The 18601-nt window shown below is 32.2% G+C and carries 19 protein-coding genes; 12 read left to right on the top strand and 7 right to left on the bottom strand.

What is annotated here, in order from left to right; all coding sequences use genetic code 11:
- Positions 1 to 170 precede the first annotated feature (170 nt).
- On the top strand, positions 171 to 2147 hold the full coding sequence (locus BUC29_RS16820) for an alpha-ketoacid dehydrogenase subunit alpha/beta (protein WP_073417340.1): 1977 nt from the start codon (positions 171 to 173) through the stop codon (positions 2145 to 2147).
- A gap of 160 nt (positions 2148 to 2307) precedes the next feature.
- On the opposite strand, the gene BUC29_RS16815 is transcribed toward BUC29_RS16820, so the two are convergent.
- The 4 genes from BUC29_RS16815 to BUC29_RS16800 all read right to left on the bottom strand — a co-directional run bounded on the left by BUC29_RS16815 (position 2308) and on the right by BUC29_RS16800 (position 5054).
- Positions 2308 to 3279, bottom strand: a complete 972-nt coding sequence (locus BUC29_RS16815) for a quinone oxidoreductase family protein (RefSeq protein WP_073417339.1) — start codon at positions 3277 to 3279, stop codon at positions 2308 to 2310.
- A gap of 192 nt (positions 3280 to 3471) precedes the next feature.
- Entirely contained in the window at positions 3472 to 4047 is a 576-nt protein-coding gene (locus BUC29_RS16810) for a Crp/Fnr family transcriptional regulator (protein WP_073417338.1), read from the bottom strand.
- Positions 4040 to 4630: an RDD family protein gene (locus tag BUC29_RS16805; protein WP_073417337.1), complete on the bottom strand. Its 591-nt coding sequence runs from the start codon at positions 4628 to 4630 to the stop codon at positions 4040 to 4042. The genes BUC29_RS16810 and BUC29_RS16805 overlap by 8 nt, the downstream gene beginning before the upstream one ends.
- Before the next feature lie 16 nt (positions 4631 to 4646).
- Positions 4647 to 5054, bottom strand: coding sequence for a glyoxalase (locus BUC29_RS16800; protein WP_073417336.1), 408 nt, complete (start codon positions 5052 to 5054; stop codon positions 4647 to 4649).
- A gap of 80 nt (positions 5055 to 5134) precedes the next feature.
- Between BUC29_RS16800 and BUC29_RS16795 the strand changes: the two genes are divergently transcribed.
- A complete protein-coding gene (locus BUC29_RS16795) occupies positions 5135 to 5314 on the top strand; it encodes a hypothetical protein (protein WP_073417335.1) in 180 nt (59 codons plus the stop codon).
- A 22-nt stretch (positions 5315 to 5336) separates the two neighbouring features.
- Positions 5337 to 5765 (top strand): hypothetical protein, encoded by a 429-nt coding sequence (locus tag BUC29_RS16790; RefSeq protein WP_073417334.1) that lies wholly within the window; start codon positions 5337 to 5339, stop codon positions 5763 to 5765.
- Between the two features lie 207 nt (positions 5766 to 5972).
- Here BUC29_RS16790 and BUC29_RS16785 read toward each other — a convergent pair whose 3' ends face one another.
- Both BUC29_RS16785 and BUC29_RS16780 read right to left on the bottom strand, forming a co-directional pair.
- A complete protein-coding gene (locus BUC29_RS16785) occupies positions 5973 to 7232 on the bottom strand; it encodes a mechanosensitive ion channel family protein (protein WP_073417333.1) in 1260 nt (419 codons plus the stop codon).
- Positions 7225 to 7518, bottom strand: coding sequence for a DUF3817 domain-containing protein (locus BUC29_RS16780; protein ID WP_073417332.1), 294 nt, complete (start codon positions 7516 to 7518; stop codon positions 7225 to 7227). Before BUC29_RS16780 ends, BUC29_RS16785 begins: the two co-directional genes overlap by 8 nt.
- Positions 7519 to 7620: 102 nt before the next feature.
- On the opposite strand from BUC29_RS16780, the gene BUC29_RS16775 reads away from it, so the two are divergent.
- From BUC29_RS16775 to BUC29_RS16755, 5 genes are all read left to right on the top strand, one after another.
- The gene (locus BUC29_RS16775; RefSeq protein WP_073417331.1) at positions 7621 to 8154 is read left to right on the top strand and encodes a DUF6155 family protein; all 534 of its coding nucleotides are present in this window, start codon (positions 7621 to 7623) and stop codon (positions 8152 to 8154) included.
- 109 nt (positions 8155 to 8263) lie between these two features.
- Positions 8264 to 9802: a DEAD/DEAH box helicase gene (locus BUC29_RS16770; protein ID WP_073417330.1), complete on the top strand. Its 1539-nt coding sequence runs from the start codon at positions 8264 to 8266 to the stop codon at positions 9800 to 9802.
- Positions 9803 to 9983: 181 nt separating this feature from the next.
- Positions 9984 to 11318 (top strand): DEAD/DEAH box helicase, encoded by a 1335-nt coding sequence (locus BUC29_RS16765; RefSeq protein ID WP_073417329.1) that lies wholly within the window; start codon positions 9984 to 9986, stop codon positions 11316 to 11318.
- Between the two features lie 79 nt (positions 11319 to 11397).
- The gene (locus BUC29_RS16760) at positions 11398 to 11922 is read left to right on the top strand and encodes a GNAT family N-acetyltransferase (protein ID WP_073417328.1); all 525 of its coding nucleotides are present in this window, start codon (positions 11398 to 11400) and stop codon (positions 11920 to 11922) included.
- 110 nt (positions 11923 to 12032) lie between these two features.
- The gene (locus BUC29_RS16755; protein WP_073417327.1) at positions 12033 to 13292 is read left to right on the top strand and encodes an NAD(P)/FAD-dependent oxidoreductase; all 1260 of its coding nucleotides are present in this window, start codon (positions 12033 to 12035) and stop codon (positions 13290 to 13292) included.
- Positions 13293 to 13421: 129 nt separating this feature from the next.
- On the opposite strand, the gene BUC29_RS16750 is transcribed toward BUC29_RS16755, so the two are convergent.
- Positions 13422 to 14651, bottom strand: a complete 1230-nt coding sequence (locus BUC29_RS16750; RefSeq protein ID WP_073417326.1) for a multidrug effflux MFS transporter — start codon at positions 14649 to 14651, stop codon at positions 13422 to 13424.
- Between the two features lie 115 nt (positions 14652 to 14766).
- Between BUC29_RS16750 and BUC29_RS16745 the strand changes: the two genes are divergently transcribed.
- The 4 genes from BUC29_RS16745 (at position 14767) to BUC29_RS16730 (ending at position 18535) form a co-directional block, all read left to right on the top strand.
- Entirely contained in the window at positions 14767 to 15186 is a 420-nt protein-coding gene (locus BUC29_RS16745) for a hypothetical protein (RefSeq protein WP_073417325.1), read from the top strand.
- A gap of 92 nt (positions 15187 to 15278) precedes the next feature.
- Complete coding sequence (locus tag BUC29_RS16740; protein WP_073417324.1) at positions 15279 to 15662, top strand: hypothetical protein; 384 nt, start codon at positions 15279 to 15281, stop codon at positions 15660 to 15662.
- Positions 15663 to 16022: 360 nt separating this feature from the next.
- The gene (locus BUC29_RS16735) at positions 16023 to 17936 is read left to right on the top strand and encodes a DUF294 nucleotidyltransferase-like domain-containing protein (RefSeq protein WP_073417323.1); all 1914 of its coding nucleotides are present in this window, start codon (positions 16023 to 16025) and stop codon (positions 17934 to 17936) included.
- A 2-nt stretch (positions 17937 to 17938) separates the two neighbouring features.
- Positions 17939 to 18535 (top strand): 3'-5' exonuclease, encoded by a 597-nt coding sequence (locus BUC29_RS16730; RefSeq protein ID WP_073417322.1) that lies wholly within the window; start codon positions 17939 to 17941, stop codon positions 18533 to 18535.
- The last annotated feature ends 66 nt before the right edge of the window (positions 18536 to 18601 follow it).

Raw genomic sequence — 18601 nt, 5'->3', positions numbered from 1 at the left:
GATAGATCAATATTTGATGTTATATTTGCTTTCGATTTTTTAAAAAATAAAATGATGTAATTATTTTTCTATTTTTATGAATCTATTAATGCAATCTTAATTTTAATAATTTAACAAATACTGTTAAAATTGTTATATTTTTATATATTTGAATAAAAAATTATATTTCAATGATCTTCTATAGACAAAACCTTAGCGACGAAAAATTATTAGATTTATATAAAAAAATTCTGAAACCTCGTTTAATCGAGGAAAAAATGCTCATTTTAATCCGTCAAGGAAAAGTTTCAAAATGGTTCTCAGGAATAGGGCAGGAAGCTATTGCCGTAGGAGTAACGTCTGTTTTGGACAAATCAGAATATGTGCTGCCAATGCACAGAAATCTTGGTGTCTTTACCACAAGAAATATTCCGCTTCACAGACTTTTTTCGCAATGGCAGGGAAAAGCGAATGGTTTTACTAAAGGGCGCGACAGAAGTTTTCATTTCGGAACTCAGGAATATAATATTATAGGAATGATTTCGCATTTAGGTCCGCAGTTAGGAATTGCAGACGGAATTGCATTGGCTGATAAACTTCAGGATAATAAAAAAATTACCGCTGTTTTTACCGGAGAAGGCGCAACAAGTGAAGGCGATTTTCATGAAGCTTTAAACATTGCCGCAGTCTGGAAACTTCCGGTTATGTTTATTATTGAAAATAACGGTTATGGACTTTCTACACCTACAAATGAGCAGTATTTATGCGAAAACCTAGCCGATAAAGGAATTGGTTACGGCATTGAAAGCTGGATTATCGACGGAAATAATATTGTTGAAGTATACAACAAACTTTCGCGTTTAAAAGAAGAAATGATTGCTGATCCGCATCCTGTTTTATTAGAATTTAAAACTTTTAGAATGCGCGGTCACGAAGAGGCGAGTGGTACAAAATATGTTCCGCAGGAATTAATGGATGAATGGGAAGCCAAAGATCCTGTAAATAATTATAAAAAATACCTAACTGAACTTGGTATTCTTACTGATGAACTTGACGAAAAATTACGCAGTGAAATAAAACAGGAAATTGATGAAAACTGGGCAATGGCAAATGCCGAACCAGAGATAGAGCCTACTTACAGCGGAGAATTAGATGATGTTTATAAACCATTTCAATATGATGAATATACACATAATTCTGAAACAACCAATATCCGATTTATTGATGCCATTCGCAACAGTTTAGAGCAATCTATGTGGCGTCATAAAAACCTGGTTATCATGGGGCAGGACATTGCAGAATATGGCGGCGCTTTTAAAATCACTGATGGTTTTGTTGACGCTTTTGGAAAAGGCAGAATACGAAATACACCAATCTGTGAAAGTGCTGTTGTTTCTACTGGAATGGGACTATCTATAAATGGATATAAAGCAATTGTAGAAATGCAGTTTGCTGATTTCGTTTCAACAGGTTTTAATCCAATCGTAAATTTATTAGCTAAATCGCATTACCGCTGGGGCGAAAAAGCGGATGTTGTGGTGCGTATGCCTTGCGGTGGCGGAACTCAGGCTGGACCGTTCCATTCGCAGACAAATGAAGCGTGGTTTACCAAAACTCCGGGTTTAAAAGTGGTTTATCCGGCATTTCCGTATGATGCAAAAGGTTTATTAAATACGTCAATCAACGATCCGAATCCGGTATTATTTTTTGAACATAAACAATTATACAGAAGTGTTTATCAGGAAGTTCCAACTGATTATTACACGATTCAATTTGGAAAAGCTTCTTTAATTAAAGAAGGAAATGCCGTTACGATTATCTCTTTTGGAGCTCCGGTTCACTGGGCTTTAGAAACATTAGCAAAACATCCGGAAATTGAAGCTGATTTAATTGATTTAAGAACACTGCAGCCTCTTGATACCGAAACCATTTTTGCTTCGGTTAAAAAGACAGGAAAAGCTATTATCTATCAGGAAGACACACTATTTGGTGGAATCGCAAGTGATATTTCGGCTTTGATTATGGAAAACTGTTTTGAATATCTGGATGCTCCTGTAAAAAGAGTTGCAAGTTTAGATTCGCCAATTCCTTTCACAAAAGCTCTTGAAGATCAGTTTTTAGCGAAAGATCGTTTCGAGGAATCGTTACTTGAATTATTGAAATATTAATACAAAATAAATAATATTTAAACACATAGAAACATAGTTTTTAGAAACCGTAAAAGGCGTTTCACTTTTTATAAACACCCATAGCTATGTGTTAGAAACTAGTTTCTTTTAGTATTCTTATATATAGAAATATATCTATGCTTCTATGTGTTTAAAACAATTAAATTATCGCAACTAATCGTTTCCCGTCTGGAACTTCTGCATTCCACATTTTTTCAATATCGATTAAATTTACTTTTTCGATATTTACTTTTAATTTGTTTTGAGAAACCAAAAGAAACATTTCTGGAAGTATTTCAGAAAATAACAATTTCACTTCGTCTTTTGTCCAGCTTCCTAAACCAGAACCTGATAATTGTAAATCAACGCTTCTCAAAATTTGTGCTGATAATTGAATTGTATCTCCAGACATCGAACCAACAGAAACATAACGCGTTTTAGGCGTAAAATTTCCGTTACCTTTTAAAACCGAAAGAATCAACTCTGCAGAATGTCCCCATAAATAATCTATTACAATATCAATAGGTGTATTTTGGTGAATTTCTTTTAATTGGGAAATGAACGATTCATCATTTTGTTTTAAAGAAACAATTTCGTCAGCACCTAATTCAAGAAGACTTTGAAGCGTTTTTACATTTCTTCCTGTAACAATTATTTTCTTTGCTCCGTAATGCTTAGCAATCTGAATGGCCATTTGTCCTGTAAATCCTGTTGCACCATTTATTAAAACAGTTTCTCCGGGTTGTATTCCGGCTCTAAAACGAAGTGCCATTGCAGACCCTGCGACAGCATTAGGCAATGCGGCCGCCACAGCGCTGTCAATACCAACCGGCAATTTTACCATTCTGTTTTTCTCAACTATTGCTTTTTCTGCAATTGTTCCCGAAATACCACGAGCATAGACTAACGTTCCATCTTCAAGTGATCCAACTGCATCGCTGCCTACAATAAATCCGTTTTGATTTTCATTTTCAGAAGAATAATGATCTCCGCTTGCAATTCCTTTATCTAGATTGGTAATGGCAACGGCCTGAACCGAAATTAAAACTTCATTTTCATTAGTAGAAATTGGTTCTTGAAATTCTGCATATTTTGGTGATTCACCTTTTTTATAAACTACTGCTGCTTTCATAATTTTTATAAATATTAAATTTTATGAAGCAAAATTAGAGCGCCGCTTATGGGCATACGATAACATTTGTTATCAAATGAAATAAGAAACAATTATTAAGTTTTTAAAGATTTTTTTAAACCATATAAGTCATATAAGTTAATTTAAGCCTAGCTTATAATTTGTTATATGACTTATATGGTGAAATTTTAATTATTTTTCGTGCAATAATTTACTTTTTATTCGGCTTAAATGAACTGTGCTTACGCCAAGATAAGAAGCAATATAATGTTGAGGAACACGCTGAACAATTTGAGGTTTTTCTTCAATTAAATTAAGATAACGCTGAGTAGGAGAGTCTTTTATAAAAGAGAAAAAATGTTTCATATAATCAAATGTCCTCTGAAAAAGCATATTGATTAATCGATCCCGAAGCTCCGGGATTTCCTTTATTTCTTCCAGAATTTTGTCGATATCTTTTTTAGAAATCCACCATAAAACAGAAGGTTCGATTGTTTCAACCACGACCGGACTGGGAAATTTTTTCATAAAACTTTCTATAGAAGCCACACTTTGGTTTTCGAAGAAAAACTGCGAAGTCAAATCTTTTCCATTATTATTAAACCAAACCCTGATACAGCCTTTTTCGATTACAAAAAGCTTTTTAGAAACTTCACCTTCTTCAATCAAAACGGTTTTAGACGGAACTTCAATACGATTGAAATAACTGGTATATTCGTTCCATTTTTCGTCAGTTAAAGGGAATTTATTTCGAAGTTGATTAAACATCTTTGATTACTTTGGTACGCGAAATAGCATCATGAAATCCATTTCTAGAAAATAAAAATGAAAAACGATCAAAAGGAATTAATCTGCAAAAAGTCCTGCTTATTATATCTGTAAGATCAGGTTTGTTTCCTTCAAAATTAACAACCTTAGTTTTGGTTATAATTTTTCCAAGAGTTTTTTGAGTTTTATATTCTAAAAGAATATAATAAAAAGCAATAAAAGATAATAAAGAACCAATTCTGTAAATTGAAAATTGTATTCTGTTTACAAGTGGTAAAAACTGTTCAACTACTGGAACAAGTAAGAAAAAAAGAATAAAAATTACCGTAAAATCAATTACAAAATTTATAAATCTTATTCTGGAACGAACTGAGTTGTTCTCGATTTTTTTAGTCAACTCTTTTTCTTCCTCAAATTTGGTTCTTACTTCTTCAAATCTTGAAATATCAATTTTTCTACTTTCAATTTCTTGATCTGCAGCTTCAATGGCTAATTGTTGATATTTGCTTCTATTTATAGTTACAATCTTAATTAATTCTTCGTCTGTTTTAACAGACATTACTTTACTAAAGTTATTATCCATTTATTTTTCCTTAAAATTACTTCGAATCTGACTCAACCTCAAACAACTGTACCTGACTTTTCAATCTTTCAATCAATAAATTCATCATTCGTTTGTTTAAGCTTGATGAATTCTGAATATAAGTTTCGTATTCTTCAAGTGTAAAAAGCGCCATTACAATTCCTTTTAATGAATTTCTGAATTTAATATCTTTTTGAATGGAATTTTCAATAGCCAATAATTTCTTCTCAACTGAATAAGAGAAAAAATCGGGCTTATTTTTATTTACATAGTTTATAAAAACCGCTATAAACAAATCGTTTTGAAGTTTTAAAATAGGTCTAATCGTCTGGTTTTGAAAGATCTCATCTGAAGAAGATTGAGCACTTACGGTTCCTAAAGTTTCGCCTCTGAATTCTCTTAAAAAAGTGTCTCTATCTGCCATGTTTTTTCTTTAAATTTAGAAAAAATCTTTTAATAATTTTTATACATTTATTAAAATTTAATTCACTAAAAATCAACATTATGAAAAACAAATCAATTATACTCACTGTTATTCTTTTGATTATTGCTTCGGGAAATTATTTTAGAAACAATTCCGCAGCAAATATTCGCAATGTCGATTTCCTTTCTATTTTTGCTATTGGTGTGCTGTTTGGCGTTCTCTTGGTTCAAATATTTCTGCTGATAAAAACTAAACAGTAAAAAATATCTATATACATTTTAAATGAACTTAAAATCTATTCTTTTCTCTTTTTTAATTTTAACTGTAGTTGTTTCCTGTAATTCTAAAGAAGAAAAAGACAAATACAATCGCATTTTATATCGCGCCGTAAATAATAAAGACACGGCAATTTTAGACATCAACATAAACGACAAACGTTTCTATGGACGTTATGAAATTTCGTATTATGGAGTTGGAAAAGATTCAGGTGATGTAAGAGGGGATATAAAGAAAGACACTTTTAGAGGCGATTTTCATTTTATCTCAAATGGAGGGAGCTGGAAAAGAATCCCTTTAGCTTTGCTTAAAAAAGATAACAAACTCATTTTAGGAAACGGCGTAATTGGCACTTATATGAGTCTGCCATGTTTTATTCAGGGAACATTGAATTATAAAGATCCGAAGTTTGTTTTTGTAAAAGTGAAGAAATAGTTTTTATTTGCGTTACGCTTAATTTAAACCGCAAAGAGCGCTAAGGTTTACGCAAAGAACACTAAAATGTTTTATTTGTGAGGTTTAATATAAAATGCAAAGTTCGCAAAGCTTTGTAAAAAAACTTTGCGAACCTTGCGTAAACCTTAGCGCTCTTTGCGGTTAAACACGTTTCAATAACTTAAAACTTTAAACCTGAAACAAAAATTATCTATCCAATCTTCCAATCTGCGAAGGAAGTTCAAAAATTTCGAGATCAAAATATATTACCGAGGCCATAATATGATCAAAAATATCAGACATTATATATTCGTAATTTGCCCAGCGCTTATCGCTCGAAAAAACATAAATTTCTAAAGGAACTCCGTGTGCAGTAGACTGCAGCTGACGGCACATAATGTGCATATTTTTATTTAACCCTGGATGATCTAATAAATACTGCATAATATACTTTCGAAACAAACCTAAGTTGGTCATATTACGTCCGTTAAGCAAAAGTGATTTATCAATTCCTCTAAGGCTGTTGTACTTTTCAATTTCGGCCTGACGCGTTTCTATATAAGAAGTAATAAGCTGAATTCCTTTCATATGATTCAAATCGTCATTGTTAAGAAAACGAATACTACTGCTTTTTATTAAAACGTGCCTTTTAATACGTCTTCCGTCAGACTTCTGCATCCCGCGCCAGTTCTGAAAAGAATCTGAACTCAAAGCATAGGTTGGAATTGTCGTAATGGTATTATCAAAATTTCGAACTTTTACCGTCGTTAAATTAATTTCGATAACATCACCATCGGCACCAAATTTATCCATCGTAATCCAGTCGCCAATTCGAACCATATCATTTATGGCAACCTGAACACTCGAAACAAATCCAAGAATAGTATCTCTGAAAATCAAGATGATAATCGCAGAAAGTGTTCCTAAAATAGTTAATAATTCACTTTGCTTTATTCCGAATAAAGTCGAAATAATCATCGCAACCCCAAAAATCCAAAGCACAATCATAATAACCTGAACGAAACTGTCGATTGGTTTGTCGCTATATTCCGGTTTTTGCTTTAGATAATCCCGTAAAGCATTAAAAATGGTTCTAATAATCCATAAACTAATAAGAACGATATAAATACCAACGATTTTTCCGAAAAGTAACTCCCAATATTCGTACTTGTCCAGGATAATAGGAACCGCTTTATAAATAAAGAAAAACGGAATTAAATACGCAGTATATTTTGTGGTTTTGTTGTGAATTAAATAATCGTCGAACTTAGTTTTTGTTCGCTGTGCAAAAATCGCCGTAAGCGTAACTAAAACAAATTTTGCGATATAATAAATGGCATACGCCATCGCCACCATAATGGCTATATTAAAAATCAGACTGATATAAGACGCAAAATTGCGATTCATTCCCCAATGTCTGAAAAGTGGGTATAAAAAATTGAATATTTTATCCAAAAGGTTAAGCATTTGCTTTATTTTCTAAATATTTTTTCTCTACATAAAACGTTCCAAACGGAATAAGAGAAGCGATTAGTATAATAGCAAAAGTTTTTAAATCCCAGTTTTGAGATTTTTTTAATAAGAAAGCCAAAACGATATAACCAATAAATAAAACACCGTGTGTCATCCCTAACGGTCTCAGTAATGTATGATAAAGTTCAGGATTATTAGTTTTGATAATAAGCATATTGGCAAATAAAACTAAATATGAGATTCCTTCTAAAATAGCAGTAACTTTAAAAATTTTGAGCATGTATGTATTTTTTTGAGATTATAAGCAAAATTAAGTATTAGGATTGGTTTTTAAGTTATGTCTCAGGAAAGTAATTTACTTTTGTATTCTTAAACTTTGATAATGAGCAAACGCGATCTAAAAAAATATTTAACAGAATTAACTAAGGGACAACTCGAAGAACAACTAATCGAACTTTACGAAAAGTTCAGCCCTGTAAAAGTATATTATGATTTTGTTTTTAATCCGAAAGAAGACAAACTTTTACAGGAATCTAAGGTTAAAATTTCGCATGAATATTTTCCGGTAAAAAAACCGAATGCAAAATGGCGTCCGAGAGCAAAAATGCGCCGTTCTGTTGCTCAAAAAATTATAAAACATTTTATAATGCTGGGGGTTGACCCATTTATTATTGCCGATTTGATGTTTTACAACATCGAAATTGCGCAAACATATTCGGCAAACAATTATATTAAGCAGGAATTGTTTTACAAAAGTATATTTAATTCATTTGAACAGGCAGTAAATTTTGTTATTTCTAATGGAATTTTCGCTGAATTTAAAGCAAGAATTGAGGCAGTTTACCAACAGACTTTGCAGCAAAAATGGAAAAACAGGTATGATTTTGAAGCAATTCTGGATAAAATTGATATTTAAAAACATTTCCTATAAAAAATCTTATTTATAAAAAAACATTTATTTTAGGTTAAAATAAGATGAATAACTGTTTTTTCGATGTATTTTTGCAAAAATCCAAAAATAAACAATGTCTCAAAACACTTTAGAAATAGAAAGAGAAGAGAAAAAAGAACTTTATGCATACCAAAAAGGCGATATTGATGCCATTTTTGACCGCTTAGATAATGCTCCTCCAAAACATCATTTGTTATATCAATTGCCCACTGGAGGCGGGAAAACAGTGATATTCTCAGAAATTGTACGTCGTTATTTATCTAATAATGACAAAAAAGTGGTGGTATTAACACACCGTATCGAGCTTTGCAAACAAACTTCAAAAATGCTGAAGGGTTTTGGCGTAAGCAATAAAATAATCAACAGTAAGGTAAAAGAGTTACCAGACCAAAATGATTATTCATGTTTCGTTGCCATGGTTGAAACTTTAAAAAACCGTATCAACGACGAAAAGTTACACCTTGATAATATTGGTTTGGTTATTATCGACGAGGCACATTATAATTCATTCAGAAAATTATTGAACTCGTTTAAAAATGCTTTTATTCTTGGAGTAACGGCAACGCCTTTGAGTTCAAATATAAAATTACCAATGCACCAAAGTTACGACGAGCTTATCGTAGGAGACACTATTGGTTCATTGATTGACAAAGGATTCCTTGCCAGAGCAACAACGTACAGTTACGATGTTGGTTTGACTTCATTAAAAGTAGGTATCAACGGAGATTATACCGTAAAATCATCTGATGATTTGTATACCAATTCTATGATGCAGGAAAAGCTGCTTCATGCCTATACAGAACGTTCTTTGGGTAAAAAGACTTTGATTTTCAATAACGGTATCCATACTTCATTGTATGTTTATGATACTTTTAGAGAAGCAGGTTACGACATCAGACACCTTGATAACACAAGCAGTTCTGAAGAACGTAAAGATATTTTACAATGGTTTAAGAAAACACCGGATGCGATTTTGACTTCTGTTGGAATCTTAACAACCGGTTTTGATGAGCCGACTGTTGAAACCATTATCTTAAACAGAGCTACAAAATCATTAACTTTATATTTCCAGATGATTGGCCGCGGGTCTCGTAAATTACCTGGAAAAGATGAGTTTACGGTTATCGATTTAGGTAATAATGCCGCTCGTTTTGGTTTATGGAGCGATCCTGTAAACTGGCAGCACATTTTTAAATCTCCGGAGTTTTATCTTGAAAATTTAAGAGATGATACCGAAATCGAAATGTATTTCAAGTACAGCATGCCGCCTGAATTACGAGCAAAATTCAGTAAAACAGCTGATGTTACTTTTGATGTAGATGAAGAACACAAACAAGCGATTAAACAAAACTTACGTTCGAAAATCGTACTGGATAAATCACTGGAACAACACGCAGCAATGTGTGTAGATAATACTGAGTTACTACCGGAAGCAAAGGCTCTTTCAAAAGAGTTGGAAGACGATATTGAAGATCGTATAAAACGTTTTGCAAAATGCTTAAGCCAATGCAGTAAAAATTACCGTGAATGGCTTCTTGAGGATTACAAGCAAAGACTGACCTTATTAATAGGTAAAAAATACCGCGAAAAAATCATGAACGAACCGGATTGATAATTAAAGGTTTTATTTGTTTCAGGTTTCAGGTTTCATGTTTCAAGTTGTTGGAACCTAAAATAGTATTAATAAATTTAAAAAGGAGAAATAGCATTTTTAATGTAGTTTCTCCTTTTGTCAAACTTATCGGGTTTCTGTGCAACTTGAAACATGAAACCTGAAACAAAAAAATAAAAATATGTCTAAACAATTCTCAACATTAGGACTTTCAGAACCAATTTTAAAAGCTTTAAGCGAATTAAATATTCTTGAACCAACTGAAATTCAACAAAAAACAATTCCGCTTTTATTATCTGAAAATCACGATGTTGTTGGTTTAGCCAAAACCGGAACAGGAAAAACAGCGGCTTTCGGATTGCCATTATTGCAATTAATTGACACTAAACTAGATTATGTTCAGGCGGTTATTTTAGTCCCAACAAGAGAATTAGGACATCAGATTTTTAGAAATCTGGAAGATTTTTCAAAATATATTCCTAATATTTCGATTGCATCAACTTGTGGAGGAATTCCAATAAAACCTCAAATTGAGCGCCTTACAGCTCCAACACACATTATTGTCGCCACTCCTGGACGTTTGGTCGATTTGATTCAGAGAAATACAGTTGATTTAAAACAAACTCAATATTTAGTTTTAGATGAAGCCGATGAAATGGTTTCGATTTTAAAAGAAAGCCTTGATGAAATTCTGGCTGAAATTCCAAAAAAACACCGCACTTTATTATTCTCAGCAACTTTACCGGGAACAATTAAGCAATTAGTTCAAAATTACCTAAACAAAAATGCAGTTCAGGTAAGTGCCAGCATGGAGATAACCGGAAACAAAGGAATTGATCACGAATATATTGTAGTTGACCCCATTGAAAAACTAGATGTTTTAATGCATTTTTTAAACTCAAAAGATGGAGAACGTGGTATTATTTTCTGTAAAACTAAAGCAGCTGTTAATAAACTGGCTAAAAATCTGGCTATAAATCGTTTTTCTTCCGGAGCAATTCACGGAAGTTTAACTCAGGGAATTCGTGACAGAATTATGGAACAATTTCGCGAAGGTCATATTAATATTTTGGTTGCCACCGATTTAGCAGCTAGAGGAATCGATGTAAAAGAAATCTCTTATGTTGTAAATTATCATTTACCAGATACTTATGAAACGTATGTTCACCGAAGCGGAAGAACAGCCAGAGCAGGGGCAAAGGGGCTTTCTTTGACTGTTTTACAAGAAGAAGAGGTTTTTGAAATTGCCGATTTTGAAAGGGAGTTAGGTCTTACATTTACGAAATTCCAAAAACCATCTGCTTTGAGCATCGAAGAAAATAACACACTTTTGTGGGCAAAACAAATCTTCAAAACCAAACCCAATCATGACATTTCAGCTGATTTAAAAACAAAAGTAAAAACCGTCTTTCATCATCTTACAAAAGACGAACTGATTGAAAAATTGCTGGCTAATTATGTTTTGCAAAACAAAATTGAAGTAACAGAAAAGCCTGTTAAAAAATTCAAAAAGTAGTACTTAAGGCTAATGAAATTGGTGGTTTATGTTGTATTTTTATAAGGAATTTTAATCCCAAATACAGCAATAAATTATAATGGAAGATATTCAGATAAAGAAAATTTCACTGACCGAAATAGAACAATTACAAAGAATTGGCCGACAGACTTTTCAGGAAACTTTTTCAGAATTTAATTCTGAAGAAAATATGAAAGAGTATTTGGAAAAAAGTTTTTCGACAGAAAAATTAACTGACGAATTAACTAATAAAAATTCTGAATTCTATTTTGCAAATCTTGAAAATAAAGCAATTGGCTATTTAAAAATAAACTTCGGAGAATCGCAGACCGAATTGCAGGATAAAAAATCTCTTGAAATTGAGCGTATTTATGTTGCAAAAGAATTTCATGGAAAAAAAGTAGGGCAATTGCTTTATGAAAAGGCAATTCAAATAGCAAAAGAAAAAAACACAGACTATGTTTGGTTAGGTGTCTGGGAAGAAAACCACAGAGCTTTAAGCTTTTATAAAAAGAATGGATTTGTCGAATTTGACAAACATATTTTTAGGTTAGGAAATGATGAACAGACCGATATTATGATGAAACTTAAGCTTATAAATTAATTAAGTAATAATCAAAAGAAAACCCTAAATGGATTTTTTATTTGGAATTATAATGTTAAATTTATACAGAGAGTTTTTACTCATAAATACCACTTAAACACACAATATATATGAACATAGTCATAATAGGAGGTGGTTTTGCAGGAATTAACCTTGCAAAAGAACTCGTAAACCACCCAGATATACAAGTAACCCTTGTCGATAAAAACAATTATAATTTTTTTCCTCCGCTTATATATCAGGTTGCCACCGCTTTTTTAGAGCCGTCAAGCATCAGTTATCCTTTTAGAAAATTCTTTGCAGGCAAAAAAAACCTGCAGTTTCGTTTAGGCGAACTACTTTCTGTTGTTCCGGCCGAAAATAAAATTATTTTAAGTAACGGCGAATTATCATACGATCATTTGGTTTTTGCAACGGGTGCAGAAACGAGTTATTTTGGAATGGAAAATGTTATGAAAAACGCCATTCCGATGAAAACTCTAAACGATGCTATCGAAATGAGAAATACACTGCTTAAAAATCTTGAAAAAGCAGCAATTTGCAAAGAAATGCGCAAACGCCGCAAATTATTAACGATTGTGGTTGCCGGAGGTGGACCAACCGGAGTGGAAGTTTCGGGAATGTTTGCCGAAATGCGAAAAAGTATTCTTTTAAAGGAATACCCTGAATTAGATACATCTGCAAGTAATGTTTATTTAGTCGATGGCGGCGATGCACTTTTATCTCCAATGAGCAAGGAATCTCAAAAAGATACTTTAGAAGCTTTAACAAAACTAGGCGTTGTTGTAAAATTAAATACTAAAGTCGTTGATTATGTAGATGATACTGTATTTTTTGAAAACGGCGAAACTATAAAAACCAAAAACCTAATTTGGGCAGCCGGAGTTTCGGCAAAGCTTTTTGATGGAATTCCGAAAGAAAGCTACGGACGCGGAAGAAGAATGGCCACAGATCAGTTTAATAAAGTAAACGGATTAAATAATGTATATGCGATTGGTGATACCGCGATTTTAGCCGGAGATAAAAATTTTCCAGACGGACATCCACAGGTAGCGCAGGTTGCTATTCAGCAAGGATTAAATCTGGCAAAAAACTTTAAAGCAATGGCTAAAAATAAACAGCTTAAACCTTTCATGTACAAAGACAAAGGTTCTATGGCTATTATTGGAAAAGCAAAAGCAGTGGTAGATTTGCCAAGTCCAAAATGGCACTTTAAAGGATTTTTCGCCTGGATTATTTGGTTGTTTATTCACTTAATCTCATTAATTACATATCGAAACAGGTTAAATACATTTTGGAATTGGATGGTTGCATATTTCGCAAGAGATCAGTCTCTTAGAATGATAATTAGACCTGATAAGAGATCTTAAGTTTTAAATTTCGAATTTATCAGAATATTAAAAAAGCCAGAATCTAATGATTCTGGCTTTTTTATGTCTTTTTAAATAAAAATATTATGTAAAGCAAAAATTTAAAATATTAAAAAATGGAATTATTGCTTAATGTCCAGCAATAACATCATCATTTTCAGATATTTCAGCTTTATTTTTGATAAAGCGTTTACCTATATTTAGAACTATAAAAGCAATAATGGTTGTTACAGTCATAATAAGTACCATAGGTGCTACAGATTCTTTCACAAAAACGCCAACAGCAAATGAAGCCAAAGCTCCTAAACCTAATTGAATTGCGCCCATTAAAGCAGATGCGCTTCCGGCATTTTTAGCAAAAGGTGCCATCGTTAACCCAGCTGTATTGGGGTTTGAAATTCCTAAACATCCTAAAAACAGAAAAAGCATAACAATTGTTGTATATAACCCTAACAGATTATTTACCGACAATATTAAAAACGTAATACTAATGATTGACTGTAGAATTAAAGCTGTAAAAATCATTTGTTCACTCGAAAATTTCTTTAACAAAACCGAATTTAACTGACTCGAACCAATAAAACTAACCGACATAAAGGCAAAAATCCATCCATATGTTTTGGCATCTACATGGTAAATGTCCATAAAAATGATAGGTGATGCCGCAACATAAGTAAACAATCCAGAGAATGCGATTGCACCTGTAAATGCGTAAGTATAAAATTGCGGTTCTTTTATAACTTTTAAAAAGTTAGAAATAATAGGTTTGGGCTTTAACGAAATTGAAGTGTCTGGTTTATAGCTATTTGGCAGACCAAGCTGTGATGCAATTAATATAGCAATCCCCATACAAAATAGTATAAGAAACACAATGTGCCAGCCAAAATCCTGAGTTACGTAACCGCCAATTGTGGGTGCCAGCATCGGAGAAAGTCCTAAAACAAGCATCAAAAGAGAAAAAACTTTTGGAATATCTTTTACAGGAAATAAATCACGAACCATCGCAACAGAAGCAACAGTTGCAGCACAGCTTCCGATTGCCTGAATAAAACGCAAGAATATAAAAATATCAATATCAGCAACATATACGCAGCCTAACGAAGCTAAAATGTAAACCATCAAACCAATAAATAAAGGTTTTTTACGTCCGAAACGATCTAATAATGGTCCGTAAAGCAATTGCCCGGCAGAAATTCCGATAAAATAGCTTGATAAACTCATCGAGACCTTAGCAACAGATGTGTTCAAATCCTTTGCAATATCTGAAAAACCAGGCAGATACATGTCGATTGAGAAAGGGCCAAGTGCTGTTAAAGAACCTAATATGAGAATAAGTTGTATATATTTTTTTGTTGTCATTTTCTTAAAAAAAGGCTTATAATTTTTTGCAAAGGTAAAGATTTCATACCTTGTAGTAGATATGAAACGAATTTAATATCAAAAACGTAACATTTATAATTTAAAAATTAAAAATATGAGAAAGTATCTATCAGTATTAGCCCTAATTTTTACAACAGTTTCTTTTGCACAAAACATTACTTCTAAACAAGAAGATGCAAATGTTGAGCAATATGCGCTGCTAACAAAAGTTAACCAGTATTATCCGGACATTACGCTTAATAAAACAATTACAAATTTTTATGCCGACGGAAAAATTATCGATTCGCAGCAGCAATTTGATTTAAAAGGGACTAAATTTTCAAGTTATAAATTAGGAATTGAACCTGATAATAAAAAATTATTATTTGAATATGTTTCTGATGAAACCGGAAAAGTTTATGGTGACGTTTCGATTTTTAAAGGAAATGTTTTAAGAACAACATTCTCAGAAAAAACAAATCAAATCGAAGTTTCACTAAACGGAAAATCGGTTTATTTGACAACAATAAAATAATTTTTTCAAATACGAGAAATATAAAGCATCGCAATTCTGTGATGCTTTTTTTCGTTTATATTTGAATCATAGTTTTGCACATTTTTAATTCTATGAAAAAAATCCTTTTATTTCTGATTTTTGTAAATTTTCAATCTTATTCGCAAATCAATAATTTTACCGGAACCTGGGGTGCAGAAAAATGTAAAGGCTGCAAAAAAGATTATTTTTTTAGAATTACAATTGCACAGTCAAATTATATGATTACAGGAACTGCAGAAGTTACAAGCAATGATAAAGAATTAAATTCTGGAGTTTTAGATGTAACCGGATATGTTTATTCATTAAGCGACAGAGCACAAATAAAACTAATAGAAAAAGACGGATCAAGTTTTGGAGCATATTTAATATTCGAAGATGGAGTATTACAATTTACAAAACGCGGTGGCAATGATTTGGTGCCGAAAGAACTAATTTTAAAGAAATTATACGAATAAAGCCCTTTTTAAGGGTTATTCATTTTGAACTATAATTTATATTATGTAAAATAGAAAATTATGAAATACTGAATACATTTCCAATTCCTCTTTTAGATTATTATAATATAACATTCTGCCACTCACTTCAAACAGAACATTTTTAATACGATGCATTTCAAACAATTAATTCATTTAATTTAAAACAATGAATATCACTTAATTATTTAAATTGAATTCATAAAAAAGCATTTTAAAGCCTTGTATTCATTAATTCTTAACATTTCTTTAAAATATCCAGATTCTCCTTAAGATGCTTTCATTGTAAGAGTTTATTTTATTATTTTTACATTTGATATTTCAAAAAATATTCTCCCATATATGAATACAATTGCTGAGCATATTGCAGATTTTTTAAAAGAATACCCGCCGTTTGATAATTTGACTTTTCAGGAATTATCAGATATTGCTACAAATATTCGTGTTATCAATTTAGAAAAACATGCAGTATTGTTTCAAAACAACGATCCGCTGCATGACAGTTTTTATGTTGTGGCTTCTGGTGTTATTAATTTGACAACAATTGCCGATGCTGAGGAAACTATTATTAATAAATGCCACGAAGGTGATATTTTTGGTTTACGCCCGTTTTTTGCCAAAAATAACTATATGATGACAGCAAAAGCACGGGAAGAAAGCATTATTTACGCTATTCCAATTGCTGTATTCCGCCCATTTGTAGCAAATAATTCAGATGTTTTAAACTTTTTATTAGAAAGTTTTGCTGTAAATTCAAGACATACGAGAGATAATTCACGTTCTAGTGCAAAATTAGACCCTGACAGTAATTTTATCGATCAACAGTCTGAAATGCAATACATTCAGTCTTTATCTTATAACAATTCACCATTAACAACTGAATCCCATCATATTGTAAAAGATGTTGCGATTTTGATGACAGAATCGATGGTTGATAATATTGTTATCTGTGAAAAAAATAATCCGATTGGAATTGTTACGCACGCCGATTTATCTTCAAAAATTGCGACCGGGCGCTATCCTATTACTGAAACGATAGACAAAATTATGTCTTCGCCGGTTGTAACAGTTATTGAAAATGTTTCTTTAGCCGAAGCCCAGCTTCTTATGCTGAAACATAATGTTTCGCATTTGTGCGTAACCAAAGACGGAACCAGTAAATCTTCTGTAAAAGGAATTATATCTGAACACGATCTTATTGTAGCTCAAGCCAGTAACCCTGGTGTCTTAATTAAAGAAATTAAGCGTTCTCAGCTTCCGAAAGATTTAAAACAAATTCGCGATCGTTTATCAGATTTGATTCAGAATTCGATTCAAAAAAACATACCAATTTCTCATGTTAGTAATATTGCCAGCGAAATTAATCTGGCTATTATAAAACGTGCCGTAGAATTGTCAATTTTAGATCTAGGCTCTCCTCCTGCCAGATTTGCATGGCTAAGCATTGGTAGTCAAGGGCGTAAAGAACAGCTTTTATTGACAGATCAGGATAGTATTTTGATTTTTGAAGATGTGGCTCCTGAAAAATACAGAGAAGTAAAAGATTATTTTTTAAGACTGGCAAAAAGAACAACTGCTATTCTCGAAAAAGTAGGTTACGAGTATTGTCCAAATGGTCACATGGGAAGCAACATGTTGTGGTGTAAATCATTGAGTGACTGGACAAAACAATACAACAGCTGGATGAATACTCCAGGTGAAAACAGCAACGATTTGAGCAGTATTTTCTTTGATTATGAAATTGTAATTGGAGAGCCAAAAATCGAAGAAGTTATTGAAAATGTTGTTTTCAAAAATGCTGTAAACAATACTTTATTCTTTGACTTTTTAGGAAATGATGCTTTAAAGAGAAATTCTCCTTTAAGCTTTTTCAAAAAATTCATTGTTGAAGAAGAAGGCCCTCATAAAGGAAAATTTGATATAAAAACCCGTGCTTTAATGCCTCTTATAGACAGTGCACGTTTATTAATTTTGAGCGCTAACATTAAAGGAATTAAAAATACATATTTAAGATTCAAGCAATTAGCAATCACCGATTCTAAGAATGCCGAAATATATTTAAGTTGTGCCGAAGCATTTTTGACACTTTCAAAATTTAGAACTGTTGAAGGTTTAAAAAATGACGATTCCGGACAATATATTAATTTAAGAGAAATGTCTAAAACAGACAAAGAGAAGTTAAAAAATGCTTTAACCCCGATGAAAGACCTTGAGGAACTTATAAAGAGTAAATTTCAACTTACACAATTCTCGTAAATATGCTAGACTGGATTAAAAATATTAATAAGGAATATCCGGAATTCTGGAAAGATTACTTAACAAAATTAGAAGCAAAACCCAATAAATTTGTGGTTTTGTCTACCGAAACTTCTGGTTTGAATCCTAATAAAGATGTTATTTTGTCTTTGGGCGCTTTTTCGGTTATTGATGACAGTATTATTATTAAGGAGAATTTTGAAGCTGTTTTACTTCAGTATAAATTTTTAGAAGAACATGGAATCTCTAATGAATTTATTATTGAAAGTAAAATGACCAAAATGCCTGAACCTGAGGCGATGGAGGCTTTTATAAATTTTATTGGAAATGCTGTTTTAGTTGGCCATCATATTAATTTTGATATCGAAATGCTGAATGCTGCCCTTGAAAGACTGGATTGCGGCCGATTGAAAAATGAAGCTTTGGATATTGATGTTATGTATAGAAAATTAACTGATATTAATGACAAACAGTTTTCGCTAAACGATTTATGCGAAATTTACAAAATCCCGAAAAGTGACAGAAATTCTTCAGCAGAAGATGCTTATAAAATTGGACTTTTGTTTTTGAAATTGAAATCTCGTTTGGGAATTAAATAAAAATCTTTGTCAAAGTTTTGAACTTTGACAAAGATAACTATAGACATGGTTGTCAGGCTGAGCGAA

It is taken from the genome of Flavobacterium defluvii, from assembly GCF_900129555.1.
In the GTDB taxonomy this organism is placed as follows: domain Bacteria; phylum Bacteroidota; class Bacteroidia; order Flavobacteriales; family Flavobacteriaceae; genus Flavobacterium; species Flavobacterium defluvii.
This window is presented reverse-complemented; position numbering and strand designations above follow the sequence as displayed.